We start from the raw sequence: 26551 nt of genomic DNA on the forward strand, positions 1-26551 counted from the left end.
TTTCCCCCGGTAAGAAAACAGGTAGCTTTTATTATAAGTTAAAAAACTGGTTTCCCAGCGCATTGTCTTCGATCTCATTGTCGACATAAATAGTTACCTGGCCATCGAGTAAGCGTTGTTTTAACAGAGTAAGTAAAAAAGATACCGATGCATTTTCGCAAAACTCTTTAACCGCCCACATGCCGTTATTAAATTGTACGCCAATTATCAATGGCTTTTCCAAACCAATTCCACGGTAATAATACCTTGTTGGACAATTTTTATTCAGTTCAAAGATCAGCGTCGGTGATGACAGGGTTTCCACCGATTGCAGATACTGATCCTGGGATAGTTTTATCGCATGATCCTGACATTCTAAAACGAATTGATCAAAGAATATAAGATTGCCAGTGCAATCATATACATGGGTTAACCGATCCATAATGATGGTATTTATTGTGCTGGTAAATATATAAGTATAAACTCCCCGCTAAGAGCAGGGGTAATAGGGTGAATTGAAAAGGATCCTTTGACCGGAGAAACTGCTAATTAGATTATAAGATAATAAACTTATACGGGTTACCCAAAAAAATCAATGTTTAATAGGGTAATTTTACATGTTAAACAGGAGTGGTGGTCAGTGCGAAATTCGTAAACAGCGAGTATTTCCTTAATGCTTTACCACCATCAATTCAAAGCCGCTAAATATGAAGAATTTTAAAATGTAGACTTGAATACACAAATTCATTAATGTGAATAACCCAGTCTACATTTATAACTACCAATACCAAAGGCTCACCTTTTGTATCATAACAGTTAATCGTTAATAGAATAATTACAGTACGGGGTTGGATTTTCATCCGACCCCATTTTAGTAAAAGCATTAGTAGTAAAAAGAAAGGGCTGGATAAAATCCAACCCTTTCTACCATATATCGTTAAGATTTAACTGTCCGCCTGTTACCGGATTTATTCCGGTTCCTGGGTCTAAAACGACCACCAGATGGTTTTGCGTTACCGGCTGGTTTGAAACCAGGGCGATTGTCGCCTGGATTATTAACGTTCCTTACAGGACTATTAACGTTTTTAAATGGATGTTCGCTTTCTACAGGAATTGCTTTCCTGATCAGCTTTTCGATGTCGCGTAAATACACCTTTTCTTCATGGTCACAAAATGAAACGGCAATACCGTTTGCACCGGCCCGGCCGGTACGGCCTATCCGGTGTACATATGTTTCGGCCACTTCGGGAAGATCGTAGTTTATAACATACGACAGTTCATCGATGTCTATGCCTCTTGCCGCAATATCGGTAGCAACCAGTACCTGTATCTGCCTTGACCGGAACTTCAGCAGGGCTGATTGACGGGCCTGTTGTGATTTATTGCCATGAATGGCAGCCGCGCTGATGCCGCTGCTATTTAATTCCCGGGCAACCCTGTCGGCGCCATGTTTGGTACGTGTAAACACCAGCGTCATAGGAATGTCGGCCGTAAAGAGTAAATGCTTTAACAGAGACTGCTTACTGCTTTTTTGAACAAAATAAACCGCCTGGCGAACAGTTTCAGCGGTAGAGGAAACAGGCGTTATTTCAATATGTACCGGGTTCGTCAGTAAAGTATTGGCCAGTTGGCGAATAGCCGGGGCCATGGTTGCTGAGAAGAAAAGCGTTTGTCGCTGCCGGGGAACTTTGGCAATGATCTTTTTTACATCATGCACAAAGCCCATGTCAAGCATGCGATCTGCTTCATCCAGGATCAATAACCGAATATTGCTCAGGTTCACATAGCGCTGGTCTATAAGATCGAGTAAACGCCCGGGGGTAGCCACTAAAACATCCACGCCTCTGCGAAGCGTGTTCACCTGGGCCTGCTGCGATACACCGCCAAAGATTACCGCATGTCTTAATCCGGTAAACTTCCCATAGGCATCCAGGCTTTCCAATATTTGAATAGCCAGTTCCCGGGTAGGCGTAAGAATGAGTGCTTTTATAGTGTTAGGTTCTTTTGAAACCTGCTTTTGTTCATGTAATAATTGCAGCACAGGAATAGCAAAAGCGGCTGTTTTGCCGGTGCCTGTCCGCGCACAACCAAAAAGATCTTTTTGTTGAAGTACAAGCGGAATAGCCTGTTCCTGAATGGGTGTAGGGGTAGTATAACCTTCGTTAGTAAGAGCTCTTAAAATAGGCTCAATGATGTTTAATTTTTGAAATGACAATGGTTGAAAATTTAATAAATAATACCAGGGTAAGCTGTTGGTAATGAATAGGTCTCATGCTTAGAATCTTACCTTCACAAATGTTGAAAACCCGAAATCAAGATAGGTGCAGGGAGGAAATAAGTTGCGCAAAGATATATCAATAATTTGACTATTTGAAAATATTTTATTATAGCACATTTAACACTCTTTAACAGTTGTTCCGGTGTAACGGCCACTATGACCGATCGGGCACCTTAGGTAACTTTGAAAAATTATGGAACATAAAGAAGTAATCCGGAATTCGATGCGTGAGCAGGTTACAAAAAGGTAAGCACTTACCTTTTTGTAACTACCGCTATACGCTTTATTCGTTGCTCTACTTTTGCGATACAATCACAAAAGATGAAAGCAAAAAGAATTATTACCATTGTTGTTACCGCCCTTGCAGTTGGTTTGGTGGTGCTTAGCGGCAGTATGAAGTTGATGGGTGCCAATGCGCTGTTGCCTATCGCATTGATCTGGGTTGCTGCATTGTTAAGAGATAAAAGCATATATGGTTTTTCTCCTACCCCTGCCGCTTGGTTATATACAAAAGCAGGCTAAATCAGTTGATCTGCCTGCTTTGGCTTACACCTCAATATCACCTGTTATTACTTCTCCGGCGCGCTTGTAACTGGTTATAATAACCCCTTTTGTTGTTACCCGGCTTTCTGTTACTGTAAATGCTGCCGGGACCGCCAGGCTGTCGAACAGCTTTTTTCCTTCACCCAGAATTACCGGGTAAACTTTCAGTCGGAGCTCGTCTACCAGGTCATGCTTAAGCAACAGGTGAATGAGTTGGCTGCTGCCCCAAACCTGAATGTCGCGCCCCGCTGATTTCTTTAGCTTTTCGATATCTGCCGCCGTTTTGATGAAACTGGTATTTTTCCAGTCAGATGTTGACCTGGTCTCCGATAACACGTATTTGTTGCCATCATTGATACCTGGCCAAAAGTCGCCATGGTGAGGCCAGTAGGATTCCCAGATCTCAAATGTTTTTCTGCCCAACAGATAATCCGCCGGTTTCAGTTCTTCCTGCATGATCTCGCCAAAAATCTCGTCATTATAAGAGGCCGTCCAGCCACCATATTTGAAGCCGCCTGAGGTATCTTCCTGTTTTCCTCCGGGAGCCTGCATAATACCATCCAGTGAGATCATCGACAAAACAATTATTTTTCTCATTTTACTTGTTTTTATAATTAAGGTATCAATTATTTTTTGTGTTATTGATTACACAAAACTATCATTCCCTGGTGGATTTTATACGGTGTAAAAACGACAACTTAGGGGGTGAGTTTTGCCATAGTAAGTCATACAGGTGCATAAATATGCTTCATGCATTTGGTCAGATCGGCCTGTTAATTGCTAACCAATCCCATGCTTAACCGAAATAAATCTATTGTATGAAAAACAACCAGGCACATGCGCAGCGGGGCATTACCTTGTCCCTGCTCGCTCTTATCCTTATGTGTTCTTTTCCGGCCTTTTCCCAAAAATGGCGTTTGATCACTCCTTCTTACCCCACCACCGATGCACCTGTTATTGGCATCTCCGTGGCCGACTCCGGCGCTACGGGCGATGGGGTCACTGATGTTACCAACATTTTTCAGCGCTCGTTGAACACCCTGAGCAAAGCGGGTGGTGGTACCTTGTTTGTACCCAAAGGGAAATACGTGATCAAGGGCAACCTTACCATTCCTAAAGGTATTACCCTGCGGGGCGAATGGCAACAACCGGTAAAAGGCCAGCCGCTTGTTGGTACCATTTTAATGGCTTACGCCGGCCGTAACAATGCCAATGCGGCCGCCTTTATCACCATGCAACCTTCGGCACAGGTGCAGGACCTGAGCATCTGGTACCCTGAACAATTGCCCGATAACATTGTCCCCTACCCGCCTGCCATCCTGTTTGGCCAGCCCAACTATTTTGGTAATGAATTCTGCAATACCAAAAACCTCACGTTGGTTAACGTGTATGACGGGATCGTATTTTCCGTAGCAAACGGTGGTACCTGTCCGGTTATCTGGAATATTTACGGTACCCCTTTGCACAAAGGCATTCAGCTCGATAACATCGTGGATGTGGGCCGGGTGCAATACCTGGATTTTTCACCGGTCTACTGGGCTGGTTCCGGATTGGCCAATGCACCTGCCGCCGGCAGTGGCTTTGCCAGTTGGATCTACCAGAATGGCGCCGGTATTGTAATGCGTCGTAACGACTGGACCAACACCGCCTTCGTAAATGTGGAAGGTTATAATGTAGGTTTCTGGGTATCCGAATCGGTGGCCAATCCCGGCGCTTTTCCAAATGGCAGTAACTACGCCATGAACTTCTCCAACTGTAATACGGCCGTTCAGGTAGATGGGCTGCAAACAGTAGGCATTATGTTCTCCCGCGTAACCGTTACCGGTTGTGCATCGGGTTTTGTTCTGAACCCTTATTCAAAAAGAGGCGCTATTCAATTACACAGCTGTACTATCGCAGCCACCAACAATGCCATCTCTATCGACTCTACCGTAACCGGCAGCTTGTTGATGCAGCAATCAACTGTCAACGGTGGAAAAGTAAATATAGCCGGTGGAACCTTTACCGCATCTGATTGCGATTTCAATAACGGCAGTCAGAAAAATGTGATCGGTTCACGTGGCCGCGCTATTCTTACCAGCAACCGGTACAGCAATGGTTCCAATTTTCAAAACAACTCTTACTATGTAAGCAGTATCGACGATACACCCCTGTCATTGTCAAAAATGCCGGATGTACCCACTACTATAGCTGCCGAAACACACATGCCTTCCAGAAAGGTATTGTACCTGGCCACGGCTGCACCCTATAATGCAAAAGCCGATGGGGTAACTGACAACACAACAGCCATTCAAAATGCCCTGAACCAGGCCGGCACCGATGGCGGTGGTATTGTGTTCCTGCCGCCGGGAAAATATAAGGTATCAGGACATCTTACGGTGCCTACCAATGTGGAACTGAAAGGCGCCAATGATGTCAGCAGCGCCCCTACCGGCACCGGCAGCATTCTGGAAGCGTATGCCGATAAAGGCAATCCCGGTGGTACTCCTTTCCTGCGGCTGTCAGCAGGCAGCGGTATCCGCGGGCTGGTGTTCAATTATCCCGAACAAAAGGGTGACCTGGTCCCCAACTTCCCGCAATATCCTTACACCATTCAGGGTTTGGGCAGCGATGTATACATTATCAACATCGGCATTCGCGCCAGCTACAATGGGGTTGATCTGTTTACCAACAAATGCGACAACCATTATATCGACTACCTGGCCGGACATGTATTTCACACTGCGGTTCGTGTAGGCGGTAATTCGAATGGCGGCAGGATTTACAACCTTCATTTCAATACCATTTATTTTGCCAATGGTTCTGAATCAAAATTCGGTTCCTGGCCCAACGCGCCTACCAGAAACGGCGATTCACTGGTCTATGCTTACAATTATAACAACGTAAGCTGGATGGAACTGGGCGATTGCCAGAACGAAACGCTTTATAATGATTTTGTGTATGGCGCTAATTATGGCCTGACATTGCTTTCAGAAGGAGCAAACGCTTCCGGTATCAGCGTGGGCGTTAGTGTCGATGGCGCCAGAAAGGCCTTTGCCTTCAATGGCATCGGCACTGCCGGGCTCCCCTTCATCAACACCCAGATCGTTTCATTGAACGATACGGCCAACAGTTACATCGTTACCAATTCCGGTTTTACCGGAACGGCTGATTTTTACAGCTCCGATTACTGGGGCAATCCCGACAATGGCATTCAACTTAAGGGTGGAACCATAAACTGGCAAACCGCCAATTTTGAAAGTCCGGGCCGCGTACGCTGGGGAAATGTACAGGCAGGGGCCCTCAACCTGCACAATTCCTGGTTATGGGGCAACAACGCGATTTTAAATGCCAATACCGAGTCGCATTTGTCGGCGCGCTCTTCCATCATAGACAGTTCAAACATTCACCCGGCACAAGTAGCCTTATGGAAGAACAACCTCGGCAATAGCTGGTCGGTGTCTACTGCCGGTGCGTTAGACAGAAAGGGTTGGACAGCCACCGCTTCTGCTACCAATGGCGACGCCAGGTACGCACTCGACAGCAATGCTACCACGCGCTGGGCTACCAACGGCTCTCAGGTCCCCGGGCAAACCTTTACGGTTGACATGAAAACAACCAACACCATCAACCGGATCGTACTGGACGCATCGCAAAGTCCTAATGATGATCCTGCCGGTTATGATGTATATGTTTCTACCGATAACACTAACTGGACGGGCCCCATCGCTTCGGGCGTTGGTTCACCCGGTATGACACTGATCCTGTTCCCGGATGCAGTTGGCCGTTATATCAGGATCGTTCAAACCGGTTCTAAAGGCAATTACTGGTCAATACATGAGTTGTACGTATGGGGCAAGGTAAATACCATTCCAGTACAGGCCATTGCCATACCCGGTAAAATTGAAGCAGAAGATTTTGACAAGGGCGGACAAGGCGTTGCCTATAACGACGCCGATGCCGTAAACTCCGGCGGACAATACAGAACAACAGAAGGTGTTGATATAGAAAATTGTAGTGAAGGTGGCTATGATGTGGGCTGGACAAACGCCAATGAATGGATGAAATACACCGTAAATGTTACCACTGCAGGTGTATACACCATTCAGGCACGGGTTGCATCGCCCGGCAATGGCAGCCAGTTCTATATTGAATTGAACGGCGTTAATATTTCAGGTACCATTACCATTCCCAATACCACTGATTGGCAAAAATATCAAACAGTAACGGTAACAACACCAAGCCTGCAAGCAGGTGTACAAACTTTGCGGATTGTAGAATTAACGGGTGGGTTCAACCTCAATTATGTAACGTTCGTTCGTCCCGGCGCCCGCATGATCGCGGTGAATCAACCTTTACCAATGCAGACTGTAGTATTCCCGAACCCGGTTACCGGCAAACAGATCAATGTACAGATGATCAATCAGGCAACCGGTAATTACCAGATTCAACTGTTCAATCATCTCGGACAGTCTGTATACAGCACAAAAGTGTCGGTTACCAATGGCAATCAACTGATCCCCATTACACCCGATCACAAATTACCTGCAGGAAATTATATCCTGGAACTGTCTGTGCATAATGGCAAACCAATTACCAGCAAGCTGGTGGTACAATAACAGATCTATTTAAAAAAAAGATGCCGTCCTGTTTACACAGAGACGGCATCTTTTTTTCAGGCATTCGGCTTACAAACATTTTCATGGAAAAAAACAGGTGTTTTAACGGTTTTTGAACCGCCCGATAATTAATAGGTTCGCACCTTTTCATTTACATGCCTTACGTATGTAAACCCTAAAAAATTATACCATGAAAATGTTTTTTGTACACAAAAAGACAATCCTTACAACTGGTCTTTTAGTAGCGTTCAGCGCCATGATCCTCGCTGGCTGTGATGATGCAACCACAGCGGCAGAACAATCTTCAGAACCTGCAACTGCTTCGTCCACTGAAAAGAAATGGACAGAAGTGTTGTCGCTGAAAGGTTCCGGCACAAAGAATTCTGCTTCTTTTCATTTAAACGGCGGCAAGGCAAGAGTTAAATACTCCTTTAAGGCAGATGAGATGGGCATGTTTGCATTTTATGTAGTGCCTGAAGGTACAGACCTGAACAAAGAAGGCGGCTTTCCTGATGGAGAGAGCGAGAAAACCGAATCTTCCGAAACTTACATTACAAAGGAAGCCGGTAATTACTACATCTCCGTTAACTCAGCCAATGGTAACTGGGATATCTCCGTTGAAGAAGAGAAATAATAATTAAACAGCGCACATAAACAAAAGGGGCCTCCCCACACAGCGGGAGAGCCCCTTTTTTTATTGTCTGTTTCTTTCTATCAGCTCACTTCTTCCCTGTGTTATAATAGAAATTGCAAGATTCAATTTTATCATTCCTGAAATAAAATTCTATTCTATATCCTTCCTTTGTATAACCTGTATAGGTAACATTGGGCGTATTCAGGCGGCCATTATATCGTATGAACACATCATGGAATGCTTCTTTACAAGCCTGTAATAAACGGGCGCCTGGCCATCCAGAGGGATAATCCCCCACCAGATAGACCACTTTATCATTCGGATCACGAGACTCTTTGAATTTTACATGCTCAACTGCCTTTGGCAGACCGATGGTATTCCAGTCTACAATCGACAACCCTTTTACATATTTCTCGGTAGTGACATCTGTAACTATCATGATCCGGTCATTATCATGCACCCAGCCTTTTCTGTCACCAGATATGTAAGCAGAGTCCCTGCTGTCGTGAATAGCTTTGTCTACATCTGCAGGCAACACCCCATACTTGTTGGCAGCACCTGCGTTAACCGCCTGCCGGGAATAGTATCGCTGGCCAACACTAGCCATCTCCTCGCCATTTATTTCTTTTTTATCATAATCTTCCCAATCTTTCCATCCTGCGTTCCAGTCTTCGGCTACCACTTTCACGGGCTCTTCTTCAAATTTCAGGATCTTCTCGTACAGTGTATTCATAGCCTCTTTGTCCCAATCTGCGGGAAGTTGTTTTGTACTTAGACTCCGGATCGCCGGCCAGTACTTTTTCAGCGTTTCATACCTACCCTTCCATTTTTCATATGCTTCCTTTTTGTCCTTGTAAAGCTTATAAGCTTTTGACACGTTATCAAAGTCCGATACCATATCCTTTTGTCCTGCATCTAACTTTTCCATGTCAATCGCAGGCCTTAGCTTACTATCATAGGCGTCAAATAGCAGGTCTACTGCGGTCATCGTATATTCCAATACTTTTATTTCCTCAGCTAAATTAAAGTAGGATACGGATTTCTCCGCTAAACTCTTTGCGTTGTTTCGTAATAACTGAGCTGTTTGCCGCGCATCTACATCTAACATGTGCCACAGGTACAGGGCGGGCATCCGTATTACGTCCCCACTATGGAATAACACGGTTTGATCGGTGAGTACAAAATCTTCGCCAAAGACCACCGTAACCGCATCCAGCGGTTTAATGTAATTGATAATTCCATATCCATTATCATACATGTAAGTGGTAAGCTTCTTCTGTTTGTCAGAATTGATCTCCGGTTTGAATACCTGTTTTTTTCTTTCATGGATGGTAAACCGCGGTACATGCTGAACGGAAAAATCAATTTGATCGGTATTTACGGTAATAGAGAACTCGTCATAGTCAAATGATGCGTTATAAAAAAGCCTGTTACCCGGCAGGTCACCGCGATCAAATCCACTACGCTCATCATTCATTTTACAAAGTTCAAAGAGGGCTTCCATCATAGCATTATGATTATGGCCGTCTACATCATGCACCAATCTGTATAAAACGGTCAGGTTATCTTCACTATTAAGGTAATTGAATAACGCTGCAGCCTGCTCGGGATCTGGCACGGTCCTGACCACTTGTATCAGCTGCCCCTCTTCACATTTTAGTTCCTCATCTACGAGGCAGCCGGTGATCCAGTTACTTTCATTCGTATACACTTTTATGATCTGGATCCTTTCGGTGGCAGAAAGGCGATAGTAGTCCTCGGCACACATAGTAGCCAGGATGTCTTTTATTTCCTTAACATCGGTAGCAACTGCCAGTCTTCCATTTTGCTTTTTAACTGTTTCAATAAACCGGGTAAACGCATTCAGGTATGGATTCGCCTTTTTCTCCAAATCGCTATAAGAAAAATCAAAGGGATTAGTCATATACCCACTCATCTTTAATACATCGCCATCACGGGAGCACACAAATCTGGCATATTCATCGGGGTATAATTTTATCAGGTTGGCTATATTCATAAAAATAGGCAAGGGCATTACATCTGTCAGCGTATTATCCTTCAAAAAGGCTGCAGCTTCCACACTTCCTTCAAATTCTGAATAAGCTCCGGGGATGTCATATACAGGTACTTTTGGAGAATGGTACCTGTCGAACAAACCGTCCGTAGCAATATCCAACAGATACACTTCAGCATTTACCATATACCCGCTGGCCCTGTATCCTGAGTCCCGGGTCTTTTTCCATGTTTCTTCCTTCATCTGCGCCCATCTGGCCTTTACACTGAAGGTGGTATCAGCTTTCATTGCTGGAAAGGCGATGATGACATTTCGTTCAGTCTCTTTGGCCGACAAGCTATCGATATAGACTTTTCGGCCGCTGTCATCTGTATAAAAATACCCCATAAAGGTTCCCGATGCGTTGGCTCCCTGTCCATTTGTACCAACTGCTATGTAGCGTATCATCTTGTCATTCGCAGGCAAACTAAAACCTATCAGTGTTCCGAACGAGATCCTTCCCAGTGAATCTTTTTCTCCGATACCGTTGAAATAATTGGTCTCACTGATGTTGATAGCTGTTGCCGTAGCCGGAAGCGTAACCGGCATACCACCGGGCGACAGGAACGTATAGGTGCCTGTCTTTACATTCTTCAGTTTTTCAAAGTCGGTTACATTGTCCATTCTGAGTGCTGCATCTGCATCTTTTTCGAAAATGCTGATCACGGTTCCCGGATCATGTAACGCATCCCACTGGTATTTGGTAAAGTTGTCACCCGCCGGGTAATCCATCACATTCGATGACAGCTGCCCCTGTTTAAATCCATAATCACTATCGAACACATGTTTCAGCTTGAACAATCCATGTCCTAATTCATGGGCAGCTACTTTACCATCGGCACCATTAAAGAGATAGCCGAACTGTTTTCCTCTCGGCATATCACCGGCAATGCTGCTATCGCTGCTGTTCATTACAAACAGGTAAATGGCATCATTCTGCACGGTACGTGCTTTGGCATAGGTACTGTTCAATGCTTGCATTTCATCAGTGAGCATCGATAACCATCCACTTCCCGATACGGCCAGTTTATCATCATGATTCAGGTCCCAGCTTTTATCATTGAACGCCGCATCCTGCGTTACTTCAAACGAAACCGCCACGGGATTGTAAATAGCATTCAGCTGCTGGCTGATTGCCGCTTTGTCAATGTTGGCGTCATTTACCGGCACGAGTACCAGTTTGAGGTTTTGCGGCTTGTAGGAGGCAATCAGCAGTTTACCCAGTGACAAATAAGTAGTATCGCTATTGGGGTACAACGCATACAACTCCTGCGCATCGCCCCCGGGGCCGCCTACGATGTGTATTTCCCAGGTATTGGCCGACAGCAGTTTACTTTCAAAGCGAATGCCTTTTGCCGTAATGAACCGAACACTGTCTGCCTTGATGGCAGTATCTTTTATGGTGATCTCCGCTTTTACTACATCGACACTTGCTTCCGTCACCAGTTTGGCGTTTACATAATAATCACCAGCCAGCTTTTCATATTTCTCCTTATACAGCACGCTGTTGGCATAAACAGGCTGATAAGCATCGAATGCGTAATGCTGGTCTTTATGCGGTATGAAACGCACCACCGCTTTGTTGGGTTGCAGCGTATTCAAATCCGCCTTCGTCATCTTTCCAAGCGAACCGTTTTCGCCTACTTTGGTAACCTTGCCGTCTTTGTCAATCCCATAAATAGTACCGTCTTTGTCTTTTATAGTGGTGGGCAGCTGGTCTACTTTTATTTCTTTTACGGAACCATCTGGGCCGGTAATGATCAACGTAGCGCCGCCGCCGGTACTGTATCCATTGTGCTCCGATGGTTCATTCAACTCCACTTTAATGTTTTCTACACCGGGAATTACCATATCGATGTAGTAATTGGCAGTGTCAACACCTCTAATTACAATGCCTGCATCTTTGCCCCCATCGAGCACCTGGTCAAGATTGGCAATCTGTTTCTCCGTTGAGTCGTAAGTTGTTTCAAAATAACCACCGATCAGCTGTTTGTCGGTATTGACGCTTATACTGCTGAATTTTACCTTCACCCGGTTTTGCCCCAGGAAGGGCACCGTAACATAACCCGCTCCGGTGAAGCTGCTCTGGCCGCTCACCTGCGTTAGTTTTACCGGGAAGTCCCCGGCTACGACCACATCACCGGTCAACAGTGTTTGCACGGTTTTACGGTTGGTGATATTGGGTTCGGCAGTGAGGATGCCACAGGTGCTGTCTACCGCACTGTCTTTACCCATGGTCAGCGTTTTTATATCGCTGTAAGTATACGTATTCCCGTTATCGCAGGTACCACCCACCCGGTATTCATATGTTTTATCTTTTTTCAGGTCGGTGAGCATCATGCGGCTGGTATTGGTAGTGGCACTGTACCAGGTGGCAGCTGTTTGTCCTTTTTCGCGGGAATCAACAATAAAGGCAGTTTGATTGGGGTTTGAAACCCAGGTAACAGTAACGTTGCCGTTTTTTATTTCGGCCTGTACATTCAATGGTGCGGCACAGTTGTTCTGGCAGGTGAACCAGTATATTTCACTATAGCCATTGTTACGCCAAACATCTCCTCCTTCAGCCCCCTCGGGCACCTGGGCCCTGATGCGCCAGGCATAGCGGTGGCCAGCCAGCAATAAAGGTTCTGCAGGGCCATATAATAATGTGGTGCTTTTTGTTGTAGTTTGGTACAAAGGCTGGGCAGTACCAAAGGCCGCTTCGGGTGCCACGCCATTGTCCCACAGCTCAACCAGCGTAAATTCATATTCGGTATTGAAAGCGCTTACCGGACTGTTATAGTTCCGGGGCGTCCATTGGAAAATGATGTTTTGCGGATCTTTATATACGATGCTTTCTGCCTTTACGGGCAGGTTCAGCAGGGGCGGATCGTTCAGACTGATCCAGGCCATGGCGCAGGAGCTGCGGCCTACCACCTGGTTGGTGCCGGTTTCGGTTTCTATGGCTTCAAAACAAAACTGATAGAACCCTTCGGGCAGCTTACCGCTTTGCACGTATTGTGCACGCGTGATGCCCTGGAATATAAGATTGTCTGCATTGAAATATGGCGCCAGATCGCCCAGCGTTATGCGGAGTGGAATACCGGCATCGAGGTGGATGGGCGGATAATACATGTTATCACGACTCACCAGTTTGGCCACCTGCCCCTGTATGCTCATGCGTAACCTTACCTGCGCGGTCGGTTTGTTCAAATCGGTATTGGTAAGCAGCACCACCAGTTTTTCCTGGGTGCCATTATAATAATCGCTCAGATTCAAAGTATATGGCGCCTGCAACTGCGGCACTATCTGCACCGGGTATTGCTGACCAATAACCATATTGCCGGTCAATAAGCAAACGAACAGCAACAACCGGCTTATAGCTTTCTTATATAGGGTAACTCTCATTGTTATACACGCTTTAAAACCGAAACCTTTTTATTATAAGATCAACACCCGGAAGATGCGGCTATCGTTGGCCGTTTCCAGTACCAGGGCATACACACCGCTTCCCAGGTTTATATTATAGGGAACCGAATAATTTTTGCTGCCCCGCTGACGCCGTTCATCCAGTATGGCGCCGGTGAGCAGATTAACCAGCCGCAGGTTAATATCCGCCACATCCTGCAAGCCTACGGTAACCGTAAACTGTCCATTGCTGGGGTTGGGCGCTACTTTAAAATCCAGCACAAAGGGGTCGGTAGTGGTACCGGGATCATTGAACGATTGTCCTTCCAGGATGGTAATGCTGTTGTAATATTCTTTTGAACAACTGCCAACACCCGAACGCATACCAATGCGATAGGTGCCGGTATCGTTGAATTGCAGTTCCGCCAGCGAATCATTCTTTCTAACCACAGTAACGGCATTGCCGGCAGGCAGCAGCCAGGCAACGGTTTCGGGCCAGGGCTTACTCATATTGACAAAGGTTATTTTGCTGCCTTTAAAACCCTGGGTGCTCGAGAAAAATTCTGCCGCAACCGTGGCGTTGCTGCGGGTAATGGTAATGGCATCACCGCCCTTACAACCTTTACTATCGGTTACCTGTACTTCATATTTACCTTCGGCAACCAGCGACGCGGCTGCAGTAGCGGCGCTGTATCCATTAGGTCCGTTCCAACTATATACTGCATGGGGATCAGCTATTTCGGCACTTGCCAGCCAGGTTTGGCCGGCACATAAAGTAATATCGGGCCCCAGGTCAATCGTAAGCGGCAAAGGATCCTTTACGATAAATGAATCCTGGGTGGTACAACCCCGGGTATCAGCAATGGTCACCTTGTAAGTGCCAATACAAAGCCCGGAAATTGCAGGCGTGGTACTGCCATTGCTCCAACGGTAGCTGTAAGGCGGTACGCCCCCGGAAGTGTTATAGTTGATAGCGCCATTACAAAAGCCGGTACATACCGGTGGTGTAACAACCGCATTGTTGATCAATATGGGATTGGGGGTAAGCACCTTTACCTGCTGCTGCACTTCGCAGCCGTGTGCATCTTTTACATAAGCCAGGTAACCGCCCTGTTGCAAACCGGTAATGGTAAGCGCGGTACTGCCTGTGCTCCAGTCAAGCGAATAGGGCGTAGTGCCGCCGCTGATGATAGCCGAGGCAGTACCATTGGTGCCGCCATGACAGTCGACCGGTGTGCTGCTCAGATTCACGGCCAGCACATTGGGCTGGGTAAGGGTAAACGGCACAGATTCCCTGGTAATATTATTACTATCGGTAACCGCCATTTTATAAGTACCGGCACCAACATTTGTAACAATGCTGTCGCCCTGGTGAACGACTGCCCAGAACCCATTTATATTTTGAGACAATTGGTACACATATCGTTGGCCGGGGATCTCGATACCTCCCTGTGCGTTGGCATATAGTTCGCCATCGTTTACGCCGTTACAAGACACATATTTGTTTTCAGACACGGTTACAACCAATGGCGGTGGCTGGTGCAACTGGAAAGTATCCCGCACTATACAACCCGCGGTATTGGCGCCGGACGTCAATGCGTAATGACCATCAGTAGCCGTAACAATATAAGCGCCGTCGCCTATTTGTTGCAACGTAGTGGTAAAAGGATTGACTGAATTGGTGACCATGCTCAATACAGCGCCGGTGGAGACGTTGTTCCATGTCACGTTATAACTATTGCCATTAAACGGGGTACCGCCAATAATAATGGCCAGTGCCTGCCCATCCGTATAACCGTATGCCAGCGGGTTTTTGAATTCGCGGTGATCCACCAGCAAAGGCTGCGCCGGCTGATCGACGGGTTGGGTGGCTATCTTTTCGTTGCCGCCGGCGTCTTTTGTAAAACAGTTATTGCCATCCACTACGCGCAGTTGGTACACGCCGGAATCCAGACCGGTAATGGTATGCTGCATGACAGAAGCAAATGGAACCCACTGCCAGTTGGCGTCCTGTACTTTTTTATAGCCGGCCCTATAACTACTGTCGCCCCCTGTAGCCGTTAAATTGATGATGCCATCTGCACCGCCATAACAATACACATCGCGTGCGCCGTTGTTAAAACCAACGGCAGCAGGACTTACAAAACCTGTTACTCCATGATGGCCGTCTTCCCGGGTATAACTGGCTATGGTATCGGGACCTGTGATAATGCTACCCAGCAAATCGACCTTGAAACCACCCGGTGCCAGCGTATCCGGAAAAGTATATTTGTTATCTGCATCCAGGGTAACATCTGGTGCTGTAATGTTAGGGGGGCGGTTGATCGTATCTTTCAATATTATTGACAGTGATTCACCCGGCACCAGGGCACGGTCAAACTGCACCGTGATGGTCCCGTTCGATTCTCCAAAACATTTGTTGGCAATGGGCGTAAGGGCGGTGATACGCGGAGCCGGGATAGTAGGTTTTAAAGTCAGTGTTTCAGATTCATAAAAATCTTCTTTTACCCGGATAAAAACGCTCGAGTGGCGGATGGTATCAAAGTTTGTCCCCATGAGATCATAACCCGACACCTGGATACTGGTTTTGCCGGCAGTGTTGGTAGCAGCAGGGAAATCGACCCAGCCAGTACCGCCAATGTTATACTGCCAGTTGTATACCTGCATCGGATAGCCAGGCGTAGCCGTAATGTCTATACGGGCTGTGCTGGGTAAATATTTTTCTCCGGAAGGGTCGGTGATATCGATCCTTTCAGGGTAGATCCATAATTCTGTATTGCCATAATAACAGGGAAAGGGATCGCTGTGAAACTGGTGGACGACTCCCGGCCCCGTGTTCACCGGCCAGTTATACTGATTATCACATAAACTGGTACAGCCGCTTCCAAAGGAGGGTGATTCGTCGGTTTTACTTCTGAACCAAATTGACGTGAGCCACCTGGAGGTTTCATAGGTGATGGAATCTTCAAAATATCGTTTAACGGCGCCCGTACATCCATTTTGTCCCATCGCATTCAGATCGTGACCAAATCCGTTATCTGGATTGTTCAACCGTCCCTGGGCAACATTTACCCTTGACCCATCAAAAAACTGCGCGGCTTCGTTTATAAAATTACCTGAACATACCTCCCGGTAATGGTCATTTTTGGGACAGTATATTTGGGTAACCAGCTTAACTTTATACTTTGGCTGCGCCAGCGCTGTCAACGCTGTATTCATTAAGACCGTCATCAACAACAGTACACGTATTTTCATAGAAGACTGTTAATAATTTACCGTTACTTTTTTCATTTCGCTATAAGCACCTGTGGACAATACCGCCCGTACCGCATACTGGTAAGTAGTATTCTGTTGTACCTCGGTATCATATATTCCTTTTTGTGCGGCCGGGAGTTCTTTCCATAAAGAAAAGGCGCCGCTGCCACTGGCACGGTATACCTGGTAGGTGTTTACCTGCTTCAGCTCATCGTCCCAAACTATCTCCACTCTTTTTTTATCAGGTTGCGGATAGGCATACAGGCGGGTAAGCTGCATTGGACCGGCTCCGTCTGCTGTTATGGTTACCGCAAGCGATTCGGAAACAGTGACAAGACCGCCTTCGCTACGGGCCGCCAGGTAATACTGGTATTGCCCCGCACCAGACTGAATGGTATCGGTATAACCGGTAGTGTTCTTACCAATAAAGTTCCGCACCAGGAAATAACCTGAATCCATGGCGCCCTTGCGGTATAATCCATGTTCGGCTATATCTTCATCTACACTGTTGATCCAGTTCAGTGTAACCAGATTACTGTTTACTGTATAACGGGTTATTACGGCCGCTGAGGGCGGAATAATATTGGGCTTCTTTACCTCCACCAATGCCGACATGGCCGACTGGTTCCACCGTTTATCGAGCGCGGTAACGGCATAGTATACTTTTTTATTCAGCAGCTTAAGGCTTAGTTTATCCCGGAATTTATTACCCGCCCAAACCGAATCTACCAGCGGCACAGGTTCTTCCTCCTTTTTCATGGCGCGGTATATTTTATACCCCATCAGGTCGCGTTCGTTGTTTTTGTTCCAGCTAAGCGTTACCACCCCATTTGAATCTATCACAGCCTGCAAACCGGCTGGTATGGCGGGTGGCATGGAATCGATCGGTTGCACCAGTACCGGAAAGGAGGTTCGCCCCTCGCCTTCTTTTGGGATCGCCGTCAATGTAAAATAGCCGGAACCTGCTATGGGGTTTTTAATCTGCAGTGCCCGCCCGGTTGCTGCTATGCTGTCGAGATATATTTTATAAGGCCCTTCGGCACGGTCGGCTATATTAAGCCGGAACCCTTTGATGAGGGGGTTTGCTTTTTCATCGAACTCCCATTTCAGCTGCAACATACCTTTCTCATCCACATAAGCGGTTTGAATGCCGGGTACAAATGGCAGCATGTTCACGCCTTTTCCTTTTACTACGGCAGAAGGCGGCCCTGTTTCGCCAAATGGATTGATGCCACGCACGCGGTATTGATACAGGATAGTGTTATTGTGCAACGTATCGGTTAGGTACATCCGTTTGGCGGCATGTTTTTCGCCTTCGTTCAAATTGGCAACCGGCACATCGCTCAGGCGGTGAAAGGTACGGCCCTCATCTTCTGATCTTTCAACGAAGTAAGAAGTGTAATGCGTGGCTACCCGGTTAAAATCCCAGATAAGCATCACTACCTGGTTGCCGAATTGCGCCTGTATTTCCTGCACGGCAGGCAGGGATTCATAATCAGCGGCGCCAATAAAAACCGCCGCCGTATCTCCTTTTGCAATAGCGGCCGGCGCTGCGGTGGTAAGCCGGTACAGGTATTTTTCATTCGGGTGAATATCATTATCCACGTATGCCCAGCCGGCCAGCAACGACGCCTCAAAACTCATATCGGCCGCAAACAATGAGAAACTATACCGTTGTTCCAATTCCTGCGACTGGTTTATAATATGGCCCATGCCTTTACTTACGCTGCCCACCTGGAAATCGCTGCCATACAGCGCCTGTGCGATCACCGCCGCGTTCTGGTCTTTTTTTGCCAGCGCCTCCCAATCGTTCAATGGTTTTGAGTGAATGGGCATGCCCAGCACTTTCCGCTCCGGCACATCGAGCATTTTTTTATCGCGCAATACGGTATATCGTTCCAGTATAAATCCATATTGATTGGTCTGTTTCCATAATGCAGCATTGGTAGCCGCCCATCGCAACCGGATGGTATGCCCCGTACTGTCGGGCCGCGCTATCATTCTTAATTGTGTCGTCCTCATTTTACCGGCTTGCGCCCTGGCGCCAATTCCAGCCAGCATCATTCCGGTAAATAAAAGAAATAGGGAACGCTTCATAGTTTATTGAATGGGATTATAATATTGAATTAGCTGTGAACTGCCTTTGATGCCTCCGGGTATTACGAACTGGTAATTCACTTTATAATTACCCTTGCGCATGATGGGGAAATAGCCGTTAATCAACCATTCGTATTGTTTTTGCTGTGGTGTGCCCAGGTAACGGTCTACCACCTGCGTTTGCAGGTCCTGAAAATCCTGTTTGTAAATGCGGGGCAGGTCGTACACATAAGGCAGGTAACCGGTCACCTGCCGATCGGTAAAATTGCCCTGCTGGATCAAACTCTGGTACGACAACGACACCGGCAACGCCCGTACCGGCACCAATCCCAGCAAAGTCGTATCACGTTCTGCTATGGCAATAGAACCGGCTACAGGATAGTCTTTATAATTCAATGGATAAATGAATGTCTGGAAATACGCATCGTCGGTTATAGCTACAGGTTGAACAAGCGGCATATTATTGGTATAATCGGAGCCTAATAATTCATTGATATCAAAAGGTTCGGCCCCAGTTACCCCCTGTTGCATACTGATGAGGTCGGAAGCCAGTTTTTCAATACTGGTGCCACTCAGTTGCACCGTGCGCATTTTTTCGGCAAAGGTTGCATAGCGGCTGCTGTGGAAGTTGTAATTCAGCAACGGTTTACCGGTATTGGTATTTACTACATTAGCGGCAGTGTTGGAGGCGATCTGTACGCTGTCGCCATCAACCGCAGTGGTAGTAACTGCCTGACCGCCTCCTTGTGTTGTTTTGGCCGAGGGTACGCTTTGCAACACCAGTTCATAATTGCTGTTGGCCTGCACCTTGAAAATATTAAACCGGATCCGGCATTCATTTGAATCGTAACTGAATGGCAGGTTTACAGTTTGTCCGCCGTCCGCAGGTTTTAATACCAGCTGCGGAATATATCCTGGAATGGCAAACAGGTATTTCTGTCCCTGCTTCAACTGCACAATACCCTGGTTGGTTTCGCCGGGATAAAAATTATGCTGCTCCACTACCGGCCAGGCATAACTTATATTATTAAGCGGAATGCTTTCGGGCGCGGTGCCGGTAACAAAGTTCAGCGTGCGGCTTTCTTCAGCTTTCTTCCCGTCCATATATACGGTTTGCCAGGAACCATTCTGACTTTCTTTAAAACTTACTTTTACTACTGCTTTTATGGTAGTTGCCGGTGGCAATACCTCCGTTGAATAGAAGGTAGCGGCATCGTTGTTCTCATTCCATTTCAATTTACCGGGAATGGTTTTGCCATTGGCCAGCAGGTCGAACTGATCGAGCTGTACGCGGTAAACATGATCGCCTTTTTCATCAGACAACGGAATATCTTTACCAATGGCAAAGTTGAAAGCAGCCTGTGGAGCGGTAAATACATCTACATTGGCAGTATCTTTCGGACTAACATCCGAGATCACCGCAATACCCACCGGCGTTGTCTCGCCGCCGCCGGCAACGATCTTACAATCATTACCCACTTCCAGCTTGAAACGCACATTCCCTTTTACCAGTCCACCGAGCAAATTAAATCGCACGCCCAGGTATCCTACAAACCACGAAGGATTGGGTAGTTTTGCCTGCATCAGGGTGGCGGCAGCGCCTGAGATAATAGGGATCCGGGCTTTTATGAACCAGAGGTTCACCTTTACGCCCAGCTCGCCCTGTAAATAAGCATAGGCCTGCGCATTGGCATACCAGCCATCCATTCCAATGGGGTCGCTGCTGCCTTCACAATGGGCATCGCCATAATCTTTCAACATCAGATCAAAACCAAGGCCTGCTTTGAAATTGGCATACAGGAGCAGGAAGGTGATGTCGCCGGTTTCAACAGACAGGCGGGCGCCTAAAGCAATCCCACGTCCATCGCCCAACGCATTTTCATCCCGCATATAATCGAGCTGCGCAGCATCCAGCCCCAGGATATCAGCCACTTCTTGCGGTGGTGGTGGTGAGCCGGGAATTTTGGTACCCAGCATGAAGTAGAGCTGGGTTTTCAATTTGAAACTCCCCAATGAGAATTGAACGCCTATTGGGTCGGTAGGCGTACCCATGTATACATACCATTCACCGGGCGCAAAATGCATTACCGCCCACCCTGCCCGGTAGTTATTGCCAATTCCCTGCAACAATCCTTTGGCTACGTTTACATACACATCGAAGTTTGCATGAAAGGTGCTTGCTTCAAAATCGTAAAACATCCCGAGATAAGCCGAAACACCATTCTCGGTTTTCATATCTACATCGGGCGGGATCTCGCGGGCCGCCTGCTGCGGATCACTGACCTTTAGTTTTTGTATTTTTTCAATTTGCTCCAGTTTGAGCGCATCCGATAACCCTTCCAGATTGGCGCTTACTGCATTTTCCACTTTATTGAACAGGGCCGCCGATTTCTCCATAAACTTACCGGCTATGCCTGGCAGTTTGCCCATGAATTTGGCATTACCAAAGAACCCAATATAATTCATACCGCCATTGTGGTTAAAGGCCACTTCAAATTCAGCCATGCCCTGCACTGCTTCAGGTTTAGCCACGGTAAAGAAAATTCCGGCCTTGATGCCAATACCCATTACCGAATCAGGTTTGTATTCCCCCAATGGGTTACCGGTGCCGGAACCGGATGCCTTGTTCGTTTTTGACATGCGGTAATAGGCGCCACCGGCAAAACCATTCATGAGTAAGGGACCTACGATCGGTACCCCGGTGCCCCATTTAGCCTGTCCATCAACAAACCAATACCGGAAGGTGCTGTAGCCGAAAATGCAACGCATGCTTACCTCCAGACCGCCAAATACATCTAATTTTGCAGAGATGTTGCCGGCATAACCGTCGCCATAGTCTTTATCGTCCTGCATAAAAGACGCTTCCCCATTCAGCGATAAACCGCCGATCTTTACATTATTCAGCTTTATGTTTGAAATGCCTACCTTTTCAAATTCCCATTTATGGTTACCATTCTGGTCCTTATAAAATTTGCTGGATATATTTAACCGGGTACCGGCTTTAAAAGCATTGTCCATCAAGGTTAGCTTCACGCCAAACGACAGGTCCACCCGGGCTGAATCTTTGACCGCAAGTACAATGCTGTCGATAGATACCGGAAATTTGGCAATCTTTACTTCGCCATTATAACCAAAGTAATCTACGGTAAAATACGGGGCCATAGTTTTCAGCCGCATATTGCGAAAGGTAATGCCTTTGAATTCCGCGAGCGATTTGCCGGAACTGGCCGTAGCGCTTACGGTCATGCGGCCACAAAGATTTGCTTCGGGTCTGAACCGGCCACTATCAACCAGCATCTTTATATACGAATTGGAATCGAGGTCAACCTTTGCCTGCCATAATTTAAAATCGAGCGATTTCTTTGGTTTTACCGTAAGCAAGTATTTATTATCTGCAGAGATCACCGCATCATAGGCTAGCGAATCGGCTGCGGCCACCGGCAGGCCCAGGTTACCGCTGAACGAAGCGGCCACCAGGTGGTTGGCTTCCAGCCCGATACTGAAATCATTCACTGAAAAACGCCAGCCCGATGCGGTGCCGTTACTAAAAGATAAAATGTTCTTTGCCGAAAAATTACCGGTGACCCCATTATTGTCGATGAGCATTTTAGTTGCTCCAAAAGATACAGGTCCATCTGCATTGGTGCGCTTGAACATTTCGGGCAATGTTATGTCGAGCGTTTGAATATATACCCCCCGCCACATGTCAGGACTGGGATAACTCATATACTTTTTGGTATAGTCGGCCGGGAAAGCCACATTGGGACTGTTACGGAAATCACTGAAATCGAAGACGGCATTGGATACAGTAAACACCACACCTTCAAGTTTATTGATCTGGAACTTTGGCAAATCGATCGATACCAGTAAGTCGTTCCAGTCAGATATTACAGTTTTGAACGAAGCGTTCACACACGCAGCCGAATCGGCTACTTTTTTACCGTTCTTATCACAGGGGATCAACAGGCTTCGCGGAAATTGTAACAGGGCCGACACACTCAATTCCTTAAACCCGCTACAATCCATGGAAAGATAAGTAACCCCGTCTTTGGCCTGGCCGGTTTGCATATTGAGCCCGCCCTGCAGAATGAGTTTGGCATTACCGCCCTGGATGGGAATAGGAAAATCGCCCAGCAATACCAGCTTTGCATCGCCCACAATGCCGCCCTTATAGGAAAGCTTCAAACCGCTGATGCCGAACACCAGCGGTTTTTCATATTGCGGAATGTTTACACTGGCATAAGCAGTAAGCTCGGTATACTTTTCGCGAAAGATCGCGCTGCTTACGGCTATTTTATAAGTAACATTGTTGATGGTCCTGCGCAGGCCAACCGGCAGTTCATTCACGTCAGATGGCTGCAGCATCTCTACCCACTTGTTCGACTTTTCTACCTTCTGCACCGCACTGATCGCAGCTGATCGCAGGTCTGCAGAATCAGCATACTCACTTGCATAAGTATTTGTAATAAACAACAACAGTAATAAACTAAAAAGATAACGTATCATAATAATCTTAGTTCAGAGTTCTGTAATCGCAAGCCATCAGGCTGATAGTGCAAGACCCCTATAAAGGACCTTACAGGTCCTTCGCTCCACAACCTAAAAGCTATAGCTATACCCCATGGTACCGGTGAAATCGGAGGTATTCTTTGTTTGTTGGCTTTCGCGGTTTTGATTGACCAGGCTCAGGTTCAACCGGTGTTTTTTGAATACCGTGTAGGAAGCATTCCAGCGAATGCTCAATACACTGTTCACTAAGGAATTGTCCTGCTTACTGTAATTGTAAGAAGCAGTGAGCCCCGAAGACAATTTCTTTTTAAACAACCGGGCCATGAAACCCAGCGTAGGCCCCATGGTTATAAAATCATTGCGCGCAATCGTATTATAACTGATATTGTAAGCAGCCGTGAAGTTCATGCCCAGCTTCAACCATTGGATGCCATACGAAGTAGCCAGGTTGTAGAATTGTGAGCTGTTGCCTTTGGCCACACTCCCGCCCTGTTCATCAGCCGCATCCTGAAAACCCAGGTTCATATTCAGCGAATGCAACTGGCGTTCATTCTTCGTGGTGAGCACATTCACATTCAGGTTGGCGTTTTGCGACAACTGGGTAAAATTGAGCGTATCGAGCTGTTGATAGGGCAACTGGTTGATGTAATCAAATTGCGGACGAATATTCATAAAGGTTTGAAAGCTGGAATAACTCAGGCTTGTCTGCACTCTTTCAGTAGGTGTATAGTTCATATTAACAGCGCCCACAAATCGCCGGGTGGTACCCGATTTACTGTAATCGAGGTTATCGCGTTGTACGCCCACATTCGCCGATATACTGGCTTTATCCCGCAAAAGGCTTTGCGCCAGGTTTACGGTAATATTTTCCAGGTCGTTATTAAAATAATAGGCGCCGAAGGTCTGGTAGCCCGGATCTATGCGTTCATACCCTACGCCGATGGTGCTTTTACGAAAGTTGTAATTCAGCTGGCCTTTCAGCGCATGGTATATGGCGGTAGAGCCATTTCCTTTCATCAATGCTTTTGTAAAGTCTTTATTATAATTAGTAGTGGTATCCCGCACATCACGCGTTACTATACTTGTTGCATAACCGGCAGTAAAATCGAGTCCTTTTACTGGTTGCAGCCCCACTTCATAATGCACTGCCAGGTTTTGTCCGGGAAAAATAAGCAGGCTGTCAGGCGCTGCACTCAAACTGTTGGCGTTGTCTTTGGCGGCAAAGGCGGAAATACTCAGCCGGTACAGTTTTTTTTCATAAGCTACCTTAGCTCCATAGCCTATGCGGCGGTAGGTGGGCAATACGTTATTGTTCAGGCTGTCGTAGGCAATGGCCTTCCTTAAGCGGCCCGCCATGGCGCTGATTTTCCAGGGTCCTTCAGGCGTGAGGTCAACGCCTGCCCCGGTGAACTGGTGGCCATTTAAAGTATAGGGCGAGAAGCTCATGGCCACATCTCCAATATGGCCGCTGATCCAGCGCCACGTAGGATGCAGGCTCAGCCGGTTGGGGGCAGTTGGGTAACTGTACCCATTACCTGCATTGGTAAGGTTAAAAGAGAATGGTAAGTTTATTTTACCAAAAATGCTGGCATTGAGGCTGCCCTGTAAAAACCAGGTAAAAGGTGCACGGCCGTAATTGCCATTGCCCGAATACCAGGCAGCATTGGCAGCCACGCCCCCGCTGAATTTGATGGGCCGCGCTTTGAACACATCTTTTAACGCTTCCACATCAACCTGCTGGGCATTGGCCCTTAGACCAAAACCAACAACGGCTATAAGCAGAAAGCTGTGTATAATTTTTTTCATAGTTCAGGATTCAGGGTTTATCTCCAACTAAGGCGTCTTCTGCACTTTTATATCTGCCACGATGTAAGAACCGGATCCATTCGATACAAACTGTTTTATTTTAACAGCACCTTTACGGCCATCGCTGGTTTTAAATAGTACAATATGCGGCGTTACACTATTGGTAAACTGCCGCCCCCCTGCTGTCGTAAAATTGATCGCCATACCAGCCAGCAGCACATCATTGGTCATTCCATCAAACTCAACCGGTGTCATAGCGGCGCCGCAATTACATTGTTCGGGGGAATTTATAATGGTAACAGGCTGCGCACCAGGGATGGCATTGAAGGTGTAATCTGCCGACGAATCAGGTGTAATAAAGCGGTTATAGGTAAAGTTTTGGTTCAATCCAAAAAATACCAGGTCAATATCCTTACCTGCTGTGGTCAGGTCATCCGATGCTTTAAAACTGCGCTGCAGCTTCGTGGAAAAGAAGCAGCCTATTGTTGAATGGGCAGTATTGATACCCAACTGCACATCGTGGAAAGTGCGAAGGTTGCTATTGGGTAATACAGTAATGGCGTGTTGTACGGTTTTGGTTTCTTTGTCGTTACCGGCCAGCAGTGTAACCGTATAGGTGCCACCGGATGCAAAATGAACGGTTGGTTCACGGGCAGTATCGTTATCGATGACCCCGCCGCCGCTAACACTCCATTTCCAATACAGGCCACTGCTGGTTTCATTATGTAGGGTGGCCGTCAACGGCGCTTCCTGGTCGTTATCGTCGAAGGAAGGTATGATGGTGAAAGCGGCCTGTATTGCCGGTTGCAGCCAGATCTTTTTAGTAAGGGTAAAATCTTTCCGGCCATTATTCAGCACCAGTGTAAGAACATGTTCACCGGGTGTGTTGAAAACAATAGTGCCGGGATCTTTTACTGCAGCTGTCGCCGGTTGTCCGCCTTCAAAAGTCCAATTATAGTTTACACCGCCTGCGCTTTTATTGATGATAGTTACCCGGGCAGGCACAAAATCATTTACCTGTACTACTGCATCGAATGCAATAGCAACCGTACTGTCTGCCATCAGTTGCCTGGTCAACGTATCGCGGTTATCATCATTCCAGGCTTCGAGTATAATACTTAAATCACCCGCCGAATTGAATACAATAGTGCCGGGATCTTTTTTGTTGGAAGCGGCAGGATCGCCGCCTACAAACGTCCATTTGTAATTGGTGGCCCCTAAAGTATTATTGGTAACAGTCACTTTTACCGGAGCCGTAAAATCATTGTTCTCGATTGCATAGGAAAAGTCAACCGACAATGGTCTTGCTTCTTCTTTTTTACAGGCTGCCAAAGGCGCATACAACAACAGGATATACAGGATGTATTTCAAACCAGTTGATTTCAAGGGTTACAGGAGTTTGGGACAACAAT

The 26551-nt window shown here is 46.8% G+C and carries 12 protein-coding genes; 3 read left to right on the forward strand and 9 right to left on the reverse strand.

Annotated features, from left to right (window positions below; all coding sequences use genetic code 11):
* Positions 1 to 31: 31 nt before the first annotated feature.
* Both BMX95_RS28610 and BMX95_RS28615 read right to left on the reverse strand, forming a co-directional pair.
* Complete coding sequence (locus tag BMX95_RS28610) at positions 32 to 421, reverse strand: hypothetical protein (protein WP_081200107.1); 390 nt, start codon at positions 419 to 421, stop codon at positions 32 to 34.
* Positions 422 to 916: 495 nt separating this feature from the next.
* The gene (locus BMX95_RS28615; RefSeq protein WP_081200105.1) at positions 917 to 2194 is read right to left on the reverse strand and encodes a DEAD/DEAH box helicase; all 1278 of its coding nucleotides are present in this window, start codon (positions 2192 to 2194) and stop codon (positions 917 to 919) included.
* 384 nt (positions 2195 to 2578) lie between these two features.
* On the opposite strand from BMX95_RS28615, the gene BMX95_RS28620 reads away from it, so the two are divergent.
* Positions 2579 to 2779 (forward strand): hypothetical protein, encoded by a 201-nt coding sequence (locus BMX95_RS28620; RefSeq protein ID WP_081200103.1) that lies wholly within the window; start codon positions 2579 to 2581, stop codon positions 2777 to 2779.
* 24 nt (positions 2780 to 2803) lie between these two features.
* Here BMX95_RS28620 and BMX95_RS28625 read toward each other — a convergent pair whose 3' ends face one another.
* Positions 2804 to 3397, reverse strand: coding sequence for a dihydrofolate reductase family protein (locus BMX95_RS28625; RefSeq protein ID WP_081200101.1), 594 nt, complete (start codon positions 3395 to 3397; stop codon positions 2804 to 2806).
* A gap of 221 nt (positions 3398 to 3618) precedes the next feature.
* Between BMX95_RS28625 and BMX95_RS28630 the strand changes: the two genes are divergently transcribed.
* On the forward strand, positions 3619 to 7398 hold the full coding sequence (locus BMX95_RS28630; protein WP_081200099.1) for a glycosyl hydrolase family 28-related protein: 3780 nt from the start codon (positions 3619 to 3621) through the stop codon (positions 7396 to 7398).
* A gap of 190 nt (positions 7399 to 7588) precedes the next feature.
* The gene (locus BMX95_RS28635; protein ID WP_081200097.1) at positions 7589 to 8032 is read left to right on the forward strand and encodes a hypothetical protein; all 444 of its coding nucleotides are present in this window, start codon (positions 7589 to 7591) and stop codon (positions 8030 to 8032) included.
* An 85-nt stretch (positions 8033 to 8117) separates the two neighbouring features.
* Here BMX95_RS28635 and BMX95_RS28640 read toward each other — a convergent pair whose 3' ends face one another.
* The 6 genes from BMX95_RS28640 to BMX95_RS28665 all read right to left on the reverse strand — a co-directional run bounded on the left by BMX95_RS28640 (position 8118) and on the right by BMX95_RS28665 (position 26525).
* Positions 8118 to 13472, reverse strand: a complete 5355-nt coding sequence (locus tag BMX95_RS28640; protein ID WP_081200095.1) for a hypothetical protein — start codon at positions 13470 to 13472, stop codon at positions 8118 to 8120.
* Positions 13473 to 13505: 33 nt separating this feature from the next.
* Positions 13506 to 16727, reverse strand: coding sequence for a SprB repeat-containing protein (locus BMX95_RS28645; RefSeq protein WP_081200093.1), 3222 nt, complete (start codon positions 16725 to 16727; stop codon positions 13506 to 13508).
* 9 nt (positions 16728 to 16736) lie between these two features.
* Positions 16737 to 18824 carry a fibronectin type III domain-containing protein gene (locus BMX95_RS28650; RefSeq protein ID WP_133053902.1) on the reverse strand — a complete coding sequence of 696 codons (2088 nt, stop codon included), beginning with the start codon at positions 18822 to 18824 and terminating at the stop codon, positions 16737 to 16739.
* 3 nt (positions 18825 to 18827) lie between these two features.
* A complete protein-coding gene (locus tag BMX95_RS28655; RefSeq protein ID WP_081200089.1) occupies positions 18828 to 23330 on the reverse strand; it encodes a hypothetical protein in 4503 nt (1500 codons plus the stop codon).
* A 93-nt stretch (positions 23331 to 23423) separates the two neighbouring features.
* The gene (locus BMX95_RS28660; RefSeq protein WP_081200087.1) at positions 23424 to 25139 is read right to left on the reverse strand and encodes a TonB-dependent receptor; all 1716 of its coding nucleotides are present in this window, start codon (positions 25137 to 25139) and stop codon (positions 23424 to 23426) included.
* Between the two features lie 27 nt (positions 25140 to 25166).
* On the reverse strand, positions 25167 to 26525 hold the full coding sequence (locus BMX95_RS28665) for a PKD domain-containing protein (protein WP_081200085.1): 1359 nt from the start codon (positions 26523 to 26525) through the stop codon (positions 25167 to 25169).
* Positions 26526 to 26551 lie beyond the last annotated feature (26 nt).

The organism is Niastella yeongjuensis (assembly GCF_900110245.1).
Classification (GTDB): domain Bacteria; phylum Bacteroidota; class Bacteroidia; order Chitinophagales; family Chitinophagaceae; genus Niastella; species Niastella yeongjuensis.